Source organism: Streptomyces aureus, assembly GCF_001418135.1.
GTDB classification, from domain to species: Bacteria; Actinomycetota; Actinomycetes; order Streptomycetales; family Streptomycetaceae; genus Streptomyces; species Streptomyces aureus_A.
This window is the reverse complement of the sequence record NZ_LIPQ01000171.1, coordinates 19,751-28,549: the sequence shown is the minus strand read 5'-3', so window position 1 is coordinate 28,549 and position 8,799 is coordinate 19,751. Positions and strand designations below refer to the sequence as shown.

Here is an 8,799-nt window from a genome sequence, read left to right as displayed (position 1 = left end):
CTCCGCCCCGGGGCGGAGTCAGTCGAAGCGCAGGTCGGCGAGTTGCCGTTCGAGGACGGTGACGTCGTCCTCGGGCTCTTCACCGGCCGGGCGCGCCGCCACGAGCGCGGCGAGTTCGCCGCCCGCGCGGCGGACACGGCCGGGCAGGCCGTCGGTGTACTCGTCCGCTCCCGAGCCCCAGTCCTCGGATGCCGCGAACACGGCTGTGGGGACGACGACGGCGCGGAGGTAGGCGAAGAGCGGGCGCACGGCGTGCTCAAGGACCAGGGAGTGGCGGGCGGTACCGCCCGTCGCGGCGATCAGGACCGGCTTCCCGGAGAGGGCGTCCGGATCGATCACGTCGAAGAAGGACTTGAAGAGACCGCTGTAGGAAGCCGCGAACACGGGGGTCACGACGATCAGGCCGTCGGCCGCCGTCACCGCGTCGATCGCGGCGCTCAGTCGCGGCGGTGGAAATCCGGTCACGAGGTGGTGGGCGATGTCGCCTGCCAGTTCTCGCAGCTCCAGGACCTCGGTGGACGCCGTATGCTCCCGGGCTGCGAGTTCGTCGCGGGCCGCCTCGGTCAGCCGGTCCGCGAGCAGGCGGGTGGAGGAGGGGGTGCTCAGCCCCGCGGAGACGACGATCAGCCTCATGCGGCGGACACCTCCCGGACGGCTCGGAGGGACGCGTGCGTGGGAGCCTCCGGCACATCGGCCGGCCGTCCCTTCGCGAACTCCCTCCGCAGGACGGGCACGACCTCTTCGCCGAGGATGTCCAGCTGTTCGAGGACGGTCTTCAGGGGCAGGCCCGCGTGGTCCATCAGGAAGAGCTGACGCTGGTAGTCGCCGACGGCATCCCGGAAGGACAGGGTCCGGTCGATGACCTGCTGGGGAGAGCCCACCGTCAGAGGCGTCTGCTCGGTGAAGTCCTCGAGCGACGGGCCGTGGCCGTACACCGGCGCGTTGTCGAAGTAGGGCCGGAACTCCCGTACGGCGTCCTGGGAGTTCTTCCGCATGAAGACCTGTCCGCCCAGGCCGACGACGGCGTCCTCCGGCCGGCCGTGACCGTGGTGCGCGAACCGGCGCCGGTAGAGCTGGACCATGCGCCGGGTGTGGTCGGCCGGCCAGAAGATGTTGTTGTGGAAGAAGCCGTCGCCGTGGAAGGCTGCCTGCTCCGCGATCTCGGGGGACCTGATGGATCCGTGCCAGACGAAGGGCGGGACGCCGTCCAGGGGCCGGGGGGTCGAGGTGAAGGCCTGGAGGGGCGTACGGAACGTGCCCTCCCAGTCCACGACGTCCTCGCGCCACAGCCGACGCAGCAGGGCGTAGTTCTCCTTGGCGAGGTTGATGCCCTGGCGGATGTCCTGGCCGAACCACGGGTAGACCGGACCGGTGTTGCCGCGGCCCAGCATGAGGTCGACCCGGCCGTCCGCCAGGTGCTGGAGCATCGCGTAGTCCTCGGCGATCTTCACCGGGTCGTTCGTGGTGATCAGTGTCGTGGACGTGGACAGGATCAGCTTCTCGGTGCGGGCCGCGATGTAGCCGAGCATGGTGGTCGGCGACGACGGTACGAACGGCGGGTTGTGGTGCTCGCCGGTCGCGAAGACGTCAAGGCCGACCTCCTCGGCCTTGAGCGCGATCGCGACCATCGCCTTGATGCGCTCGCGTTCGGTCGGAGTGCGACCGTCGGTGGGGTCGGGGGTCACGTCCCCGACGGTGAAGATGCCGAACTGCATGGGGTGTCTGCTCTCCTGAGCTCGTCCGGTTCCCGCGCGGGGAACCGGGGGCCGGGGGACGCCGGAAGCGCCGGCGTCCCCCGTCGGGTCAGCGGTGGGACGTCACTTCGCCAGGAAGGCGAGGAGGGCGGTGTTGACCTCCTCCGCGTGGGTCCACAGCAGGCCGTGCGGGGCGCCCTCGATCTCGACGTAGTCGGCCGACGGAAGCGCCTTGTGGAAGGGGCGTGCGGTGCCCTCGGCGGGCAGGATGCGGTCGGCCGTGCCGTGCAGGATCAGGGCGGGCACGTCGACGGCCGGGATGTCGGCGCGGAAGTCGGTGTACCAGGTCGCCGGTGCGGCGGACGCGGCGAAGGAGCCGCCGCGGGCCGCGGTGTTCCAGCTGTGGCGGACGGCCTCCTCGCTGATCCGGGTGCCGAGGTTCTCGTCGAGGTTGTAGAAGTCGTTGAAGAAGGCCGTGTAGTAGGCGTAGCGGTCGGCCTTGACGGCGGCGACGACTCCGTCGAAGAACTCCTTCGGGGCGACGCCGTCCGGGTTGTCGTCGCTCTTGAGCAGGCAGGGCTCCAGCGAGGCGAGGAACGCGACCTTGGCGACGCGGGCGGAGCCGTACGTGGAGAGGTAACGGGCGACCTCGCCGGTACCCATGGAGAAGCCCACGAGAACGGCGTCACGCAGGTCGAGGGTCTCCATCACGGTGTTCAGGTCGGCCGCGAACGTGTCGTAGTCGTACCCGGTGGTCGGCTGCGAGGACTGTCCGAACCCTCGGCGGTCGTACGTGATCACACGGTGGCCGGCGTCGAGCAGGGCGGCGGTCTGGCGCTCCCATGAGTGGCCGTCGAGCGGGAAGCCGTGGATGAGGACGACGGGCCGCCCGGCTCCCTGGTCCTCGAAGTACAGCTCGACGGGGTTGGTGTTCTCCTGGCCCACGGTGATGTACGGCATGGGATGTTTCCTCGATTCGGGTCGGATGGCCCGCGCGCGTCGAAGCGGCGGGTACGCCCGTCACGCTAGGACCGGCCCTGCGCCTCCTGTTGCCGTACCGCGCACCACACCTTGCACGGTGGCGCAGAGGTCGCTCATCCGCCGGTGGCATTTCCGGCTTCGCCCTCCGCGAGGACGATCCGGGCCAGGTGGACCCTCGATCGCACCGACAGCTTGCGGAAGATCGACGACAGATGGGTGTTGACCGTGTGCGGGGAGACGACGAGGGTCTCTGCGGCCGACCGGTTGGTGTGACCTGCGGCGATCAGCCGGGCCACCTTGCGTTCCGAGGCCGTGAGCGCGTCCCAGCCCTGGTCGGGGCGTGGCCCGAGGCCTCCGGTACGCCGGCCGGAGCGGCTGGTGGCCCGTTCCAGATCGGCGCGGACCCGGTCGGCCTCGACGTCGGCCCCCGCCCGGGCATAGATGTCGTGGGCCCTCGTCAGGGCGGGTGTCGCGGCGGGGTCGCCTGCCGTGAGGAGCGCGCGCCCGAGGTCCGCGGATGCCGCGGCGAGGGGCAGCGGCCGTGGGCCGGTGAGGAGGAGGCGGACCGACCGCTCCAGGAGGCCGTGGTCTGCGTTCGCCAGGGCGGCCGCGTGGGCGGCCGTGCCCTGGGCGGTCGGTACGCCGGGGTTGCGGGCGGCGTGGTCGGCGGCCTGGGCCGTGAGGTCCCCGGCCAGTTTCCGGTCTCCCGCGCGCAGGGCGATCCGCACGGCCTGGACGACATGAGGGCGCAGGAGCCGCCACCGGAGGAAGGGGTGGTCACGCTGCACCGATCGGACCAGTTCGGCCGCTGCCGCGTGGTCGCCGTCGGCGTCGGCGACGACGGCCTCGAAGTACTGGTGCGTGGCGTGGTTGCCGGTGTTCGGCCGGTCGGCCACGGCCGCCCTCACGACGTCCAGGTGTTCCCGCGCTGCTTCGCGGTCGCCGCGCAGCAGCGCGAGGAGACCTCGGTTGACGCGGATGTTGACCAGGTTGCCGGGGACCTGGAGGTCCGCTTCGAGACGCTCGGCGGTGACGAAGTCGGCGTCCGCGTCGTCGAGCCGGCCGAGTCCCATGTTCAGGGTTCCCTGAGCCCAGATCAGCATGGCGGGGCGCAGGGGACCGTCGCCCGCCGTACGGAGCAGTCGCCGCGCTGTGTCGAAGTCGTCCATGTGGATCCGGGCGACGGCCTCCTCGGGAAGGAAGGCCGTGTCGAACACGCCCAGCGCCGTGTGGTGTTCGACGGCGGCGGCGCAGTCGCCCGCATTGAGGGCGGTCTCGCCGAGGCCCCAGAGCGCGAGGACGCGAGCCTCCCGGTCACCGGCCCCCTCCGCCTCGGCGAGCGCCCGCTCGCCGGTTTCGCGCGCGGCCGCGAGGTCGCGTCCGCGGGACCGGGCGAGGGCCTGCCGGGCGGTGAGCCGGGCTCGGATCGTCGGATCGGTGACAGCTGCCAGTGCCGCCGTCGAGCGGCGGGTCAGCTCGTGGACGTCGTCGAGGTGCCACAGCGTGTCGCCGAGTACGGACTGCAGACGGGCGAAGACGTCCAGGGGCGGCTGCCGGGCGAGCAGCGCGTCGCCGGCCTCCCGTGCCTGGGTGTACCGGCCCGCGCGGGTCAGCGCGACGATGGCCCGCTCTCCCACGTCGAACAGCATGGGCGCGTGTGGCGGTACGAGTTCCAGTGCGCGTACGGCCAAGTCGGCGGCGAGATCGGGCATCACGGCGATCACGTCCGTGGCGGCCGTGCCGAGCAGTTCGATCGCCTCCTGGTCGCCGGGGTCGGCGCTCTTCAGCAGATGCGGGACCGCGTCCACGGAGCTCCGGCCTGCCGCGACCAGTCGGCTCGCGGCCTCCCGGTGCAGCGCCCGGCGTACGGAGGGGGCGAGGTCGGCGTACACCGCCTGGCGGAGCAGGTCGTGGCGGAACAGGAGTCGTTCGCCGTCGTCGTGGAGGAGGGCGGCGGCGATCGCCTCGTCCACTTCGGCGCTGAGTCCGGAGGCGGGCCGGCCGCACAGGGCGGCGGCGTCGGCGAGCATGAACGCACGGCCGAGGACCGAGCCGACCCGCAGGAAGTGGAGGGTGTCCGGCCGGAGGTCGGCCACTCGGTCACGTACGCCGAGGACCAGCCGCTCGGGGGGTTCCGGCCCGTCCGGGCCCGGCGCCGCGATACCCGAGAGCAACTCGGACGCGAGGAAGGGGTTGCCACCGGCCCCGTCGAGGAGCGCCGCGACCTGCTCCGGCACGTCTCCGCCGAGGACGTCGTGTGCCAGCTCGGTCAGAGCCCTGTCGGGCAGCGGCCGCAGGGTGAGGGTCGTCGGTCGCGGCCCCTGCCCGTACAGTTCCGGGTCGCCCCTGCCGGTGAGCAGCCAGAGGACCGGGGAGCTGAGCAGCCGTGCGGGCATGACGCTCAGGGCGAACCGGCTCAGCGGGTCGGCCCACTGGACGTCGTCGACCGCGATGAGTACGGGCGTTCCTGCCGAGCGCTCCTCGATCAGCTGGGCCAGTCGTTCGACGAGCCAGATGCGCTGGTCGTGGTGGCCGGCGAGGTCGGCGAAGTCCGTGCTGGAGAGCAGGGGCGGGTCACCGTGCAGGAGCCCCGAGGCCAGTGAGGCGAGCGGCGCCAGCTCGTGCAGTTCCTCGGCGCGTCCATGGCTGACGACGAATCCGTGGGCCCGCGCGATCGAGACGGCCTCCCGCAGCAGTACGGTCTTCCCGATGCCGGGCTCGCCCAGGAGCAGCGCGATCGCTCCTCCCTCGCCGTCGCGCACCGCTTCGACCAGGGAGTGCAGGCGCTCCAGCTCGGCTTCGCGGCCCCGCAGCCCGGGCCGGCTCAGCCCTACGGTCCCAGGCACCGCCGCGCCTTCTCCCTCGTCACGGTCGCGGGTCATCCCTTGACCGATCCGGCGAGCAGTCCCCGTGCGAAGTGCCGCCGGAGGGAGAAGAAGACGAGCAGCGGGACGAACGCCGCCACGAAGGCTCCTGCGGTGAGCCGTTGCCACTCGTTGCCGTACGTCCCGGCCATGCTCGCCAGTCTGACCGTCATCGGCGCGGTCTCGGCCGTTCCGCCCGACAGCGTCAGTGCCACGAGGAGGTCGTTCCACACCCAGATGAACTGGATGATGGCGAAGGTGACCAGGGCCGGGCGGGCCAGGGGCAGCCCGATCCGCAGCAGCAGCGTGCCGTGCGACGCACCGTCGACGCGGGCGGCCTCGATCACGTCCCGGGGCAGTCCCGCCAGGAAGTTGTGCAGGAGGAACACCGCGAACGGCAGCGAGAAGACCGTGTGGGCGAACCAGACCTGGCCGAACCGCGCGGGACCGGTGAGGTTCCACGCCGGCAGGAACAGCCAGCCTTGCGAGAACAGCTTCAGGAGCGGGACGAGCGCCATCTGGAGTGGAACGATCTGGAGCGCGAAGATGCCGACGACGAGCGCGTCCCGCCCCCTGAAGTCGATCCACGCCAGGGCGTACGCCGCGAAGAAGGCCAGGACCAGGGGGAACAGCACCGAGGGGAGGGTGATGACGACGGAGTTGACGAAGTACTCGGCGAGGCGCCCCGAACTGTTCGCGCCGCCGGACAGCACCTCGCGGTAGTTGTCCAGCGTGAGGCGCGGTGAGCCGAACACCTGCCACCAGCCCGTCGTCTTGATCTCCTCCTCGGGACGGAACGAGGAGAGCAGGAGACCGAGGGTCGGTATCGTCCAGAGGACCGCGATCACCACGGCGGCAGACGTGAAGGCACGGGAGGCCAGACGCTCCCGGACGCCGTTCACCCCGCCCTCCGTTGCGCCCTGACCTGGTGTGCCACGAAGGGGGTGACGAGGACGAAGAGGAGCACGGCGAGCGCCGCGCCGCGGCCCGTCTCGCCGTAGCGGAAGGCCTGGTCGTACATCTCGTGGGCGATGACGCCCGTGTCGAACTGTCCGCCGGTCGTGGTCTTGACGATGTCGAAGGCCTTGAAGGTGCCGATCGCCTGGGCGAGGACCACGACGGACACCGTGGGCCTGATCGACGGCAGGGTGATCCGCCAGAAGATCTGCCGGGGGGACGCGCCGTCGAGCCGGGCCGCCTCCGTGAGCTCACCGGGGACGGCCCTGATCGCGCCGGCCAGCAGGACTGCCGCGAAGCCCGTCTGGGTCCACACCATCGCCACGACGAGGAGCAGGACGTTCCAGGGGGCGTCCACGAGCCATTGCCGCGGCTCGCCGCCGAACGCGACGACGAGCTGGTTCAGCAGCCCGATCTGCCCGGCTTCCGCCGGACGGTAGGCGTAGACGAACTTCCAGACGACACCCGCGCCGACGAAGGAGATCGCCATCGGCGTCAGGACGACGGACAGCGCGGACGTTCTGAACCGCGACCGTGCGACGGCCGCCGCGTAGAGCAGACCGACCGAGGTCGCCGTGAGCGGCACGAGCACGACCCACGTCAGGGTGTTGCGCAGCGCGACCAGCGCCCGCGGGTCGGTGACCATCCACACGTAGTTGTCGAAGCCGACCCACGCGTCTCCGCTGCTGTCGGTGAACGAGAGCAGCACGGTGCGCAGGCCGGGCAGAAGGAGACCGACCGTGAGCAGCAGGAGCGCGGGGGCGAGCAGGAGGAGGGCCGCGGCCCTTCTCCGTGCCGGCCCCTGGTGCAGCGCCAGCAGGATCAGGGAGACCACAGCCGCGAAGGCGGCGATGCCCTGGAGCAGGTACAGCAGCTTGGGCTGCTGGGCGACGGCGTCGAACGACATCAGTGGCTCGGCCAGGACTGTTCGACGGAGTCGGCGACCTGCCGGGTGCCGGCGCCGCCGACCCAGTCGACGGCTCCCTTCCAGAACGTGCCGGCGCCGACCGACGCCGGCATGAGGTCCGAACCGTCGAACCTGAACTGTGTCCTGGGATCCTGGAGCAGCTGGATCGCGAGCCTGTCGACGGGGGTGGCGGCGTTGGCCGGATCCACGCCCCTGATCGCCGAGACGAACGGCCCCTTCCTCATGCGCGCGTTAGCGAAGTCCGCGGAGGCCAGATACTCCTGGAACGCGCGCACTTCGGGACGGTCGGCGAACGCCGCGGTGAACACTCCGCCGCCGAGTACAGGGCGGCCGGCCGGATCGTCTCCCGGCAGGAGGAAGGCGAAGACGTCCTTGTCCGGTCCGATCTCGGTGCCGTGAGGCCACAGATCGGCATAGAACGAGGCCTGACGGTGCATCGCGCAGTCGCCGGAGAGAACCGGTGTGCCGGCCTCCTGGAAGGAGATCGAGGCGATCGACCGGGCCGGACCGAAACCTCCGTTGGCGTAGCGGTCGTTCTTGAGGATCGACCCCACGGTGTCCATGGCCTTGATCACACGCGGGTCGTTGAACGGGATCTCGTGAGCGACCCACCGGTCGTAGACGTCCGTGCCCTGCTGGCGCAGCAGGACGTCCTCGATCCAGTCCGTCACGGGCCAGCCGGTCGCCTCGGCGGACTCGATGCCCGCGCACCACGGCTTCACGCCCGAGGCCGCGACCTTCTCCGTCACGGCCATCAGCTCGGACCACGTACGGGGAACGCTCAGTCCCCTTTCGCGGAAGAACGTGGGCGAGTACCAGACGAACGACTTCACGTTGGCGACCAGCGGCGTGCCGTAAAGAGTGCCGTTCACGGTCGCGTAGCTGTTCCAGTCCGCCGACCAGCCCTGCTTCGCCAGAGCCTCGACCCCGGCGCTCACGGGCTTGAGCCGCCCCGCCTGCGCGAAATGCTCCAGGAGCCCGGGCTGCGGGAAGAACGCCACGTCAGGGGCGCTCCCGCCGTCGACCCGGAGCTGGATCCGGGCCTCGAACTCCCCGTCCCCCTCGTACTGGACCTCGATTCCCGTGCAGTCGGCGAAGTCTGCCCAGGTCTCTTCGAACAGGTCGGCTTCCCGGTCCCGGTTCTCCGCGTAGACGGTGACCTTGGTGCCGGGATGCTCGCCGTACCGGGCGTACGGCCCGCAGGCCGCGGTGGACCGCGACGGCGCACCACTGTCCTGCGGTACGCCGCATGCGGTGGCAAGGGCGGCGAGGGCAATGAACGCGAGCGCGGGCCTCGCGCCGAACCTCATGGGTGCAACTCCTCCGATCGCCCGCCGAAGGGTTCTCGGGGGCGATCAGAAGCTATCAGCGCTAG

Annotated in this window: 7 protein-coding genes; all 7 read right to left on the bottom strand. The window is 71.1% G+C overall.

Features of this window, described 5'->3' with window-relative positions; genetic code table 11:
- Positions 1 to 18 precede the first annotated feature (18 nt).
- Positions 19 to 633 (bottom strand): FMN reductase, encoded by a 615-nt coding sequence (locus AOK00_RS16215; RefSeq protein ID WP_055601024.1) that lies wholly within the window; start codon positions 631 to 633, stop codon positions 19 to 21.
- Positions 630 to 1,715, bottom strand: coding sequence for an LLM class flavin-dependent oxidoreductase (locus tag AOK00_RS16210; protein WP_055601023.1), 1,086 nt, complete (start codon positions 1,713 to 1,715; stop codon positions 630 to 632). Before AOK00_RS16210 ends, AOK00_RS16215 begins: the two co-directional genes overlap by 4 nt.
- A gap of 102 nt (positions 1,716 to 1,817) precedes the next feature.
- Positions 1,818 to 2,654 carry an alpha/beta fold hydrolase gene (locus AOK00_RS16205; RefSeq protein ID WP_055601022.1) on the bottom strand — a complete coding sequence of 279 codons (837 nt, stop codon included), beginning with the start codon at positions 2,652 to 2,654 and terminating at the stop codon, positions 1,818 to 1,820.
- Between the two features lie 134 nt (positions 2,655 to 2,788).
- Positions 2,789 to 5,557, bottom strand: a complete 2,769-nt coding sequence (locus tag AOK00_RS16200; RefSeq protein WP_079042030.1) for a helix-turn-helix transcriptional regulator — start codon at positions 5,555 to 5,557, stop codon at positions 2,789 to 2,791.
- On the bottom strand, positions 5,554 to 6,441 hold the full coding sequence (locus tag AOK00_RS16195; protein ID WP_055601021.1) for a carbohydrate ABC transporter permease: 888 nt from the start codon (positions 6,439 to 6,441) through the stop codon (positions 5,554 to 5,556). The genes AOK00_RS16200 and AOK00_RS16195 overlap by 4 nt, the downstream gene beginning before the upstream one ends.
- Positions 6,438 to 7,403 carry a carbohydrate ABC transporter permease gene (locus AOK00_RS16190; RefSeq protein WP_055601020.1) on the bottom strand — a complete coding sequence of 322 codons (966 nt, stop codon included), beginning with the start codon at positions 7,401 to 7,403 and terminating at the stop codon, positions 6,438 to 6,440. Before AOK00_RS16190 ends, AOK00_RS16195 begins: the two co-directional genes overlap by 4 nt.
- Positions 7,403 to 8,734, bottom strand: coding sequence for an ABC transporter substrate-binding protein (locus AOK00_RS16185; protein ID WP_055601019.1), 1,332 nt, complete (start codon positions 8,732 to 8,734; stop codon positions 7,403 to 7,405). The genes AOK00_RS16190 and AOK00_RS16185 overlap by 1 nt, the downstream gene beginning before the upstream one ends.
- Between the last annotated feature and the right edge of the window lie 65 nt (positions 8,735 to 8,799).

Coding starts and splice junctions, on each gene's coding strand:
- AOK00_RS16185 (WP_055601019.1), bottom strand. CDS start 8,734: ATGAGGTTCGGCGCGAGGCCCGCGCTCGCGTTCATTGCCCTCGCCGCC.
- AOK00_RS16210 (WP_055601023.1), bottom strand. CDS start 1,715: ATGCAGTTCGGCATCTTCACCGTCGGGGACGTGACCCCCGACCCCACC.
- AOK00_RS16215 (WP_055601024.1), bottom strand. CDS start 633: ATGAGGCTGATCGTCGTCTCCGCGGGGCTGAGCACCCCCTCCTCCACC.
- AOK00_RS16200 (WP_079042030.1), bottom strand. CDS start 5,557: ATGACCCGCGACCGTGACGAGGGAGAAGGCGCGGCGGTGCCTGGGACC.
- AOK00_RS16190 (WP_055601020.1), bottom strand. CDS start 7,403: ATGTCGTTCGACGCCGTCGCCCAGCAGCCCAAGCTGCTGTACCTGCTC.
- AOK00_RS16205 (WP_055601022.1), bottom strand. CDS start 2,654: ATGCCGTACATCACCGTGGGCCAGGAGAACACCAACCCCGTCGAGCTG.